1 protein-coding gene is annotated in these 557 nt (G+C 57.6%); it reads left to right on the top strand.

Annotated features, from left to right (window positions below; genetic code table 11):
* On the top strand, window positions 1-557 hold a 557-nt coding region (locus ACF8EA_RS19855; protein ID WP_392523032.1), incomplete at both ends, for an immunoglobulin-like domain-containing protein.

The raw sequence follows: 557 nt of genomic DNA on the forward strand, positions 1-557 counted from the left end.
GTCACCGTGACTCTGTCGAACGGCCAGACCATCACCGTTGAAGCCGGCAAAACCCAGGGCAGTGTCGACTTCCAGACCCCGGCGAATGACGTCTACAACAACGGTTCGACCGTCAGCGTCACCATCGAGAACGCCACGGGCGGTAACTTTGAGCAGTTGACCCCGAATCCGACTCCAGCCTCGACGGTCATCAATGACAGCATCGATACCGTCACTGTAAGCATTGTTAGCAATGGCAATGTGACCGAAGACCAGCAGCCTTCCTTTACTGTGAAAGTAAGCCAGGCGCTGGACCGTCCGATGACCGTAACCCTGTCAAACGGCGACGTCGTAACGATCGAAGCCGGTAAGACCGAAGTCGAGTACAAGACCTCGGCTCAGGGCGATGACGTCTATCTCGATGCAGGCTCCATCACGCTCAGTGTTACCGACGCTACAGTTCCGGGTGCCACCTTCGAGCAGCTGGCCTTGGGGGGACCGGCCACCGTTGAAATCTCGGACACTATCAGCGAAGTTGTCGCAAAACTGACCGCAACCCCTTCGGTCACCGAAGGCGG

This window comes from Pseudomonas sp. YQ_5, assembly GCF_043103305.1.
GTDB classification, from domain to species: domain Bacteria; phylum Pseudomonadota; class Gammaproteobacteria; order Pseudomonadales; family Pseudomonadaceae; genus Aquipseudomonas; species Aquipseudomonas putida_Y.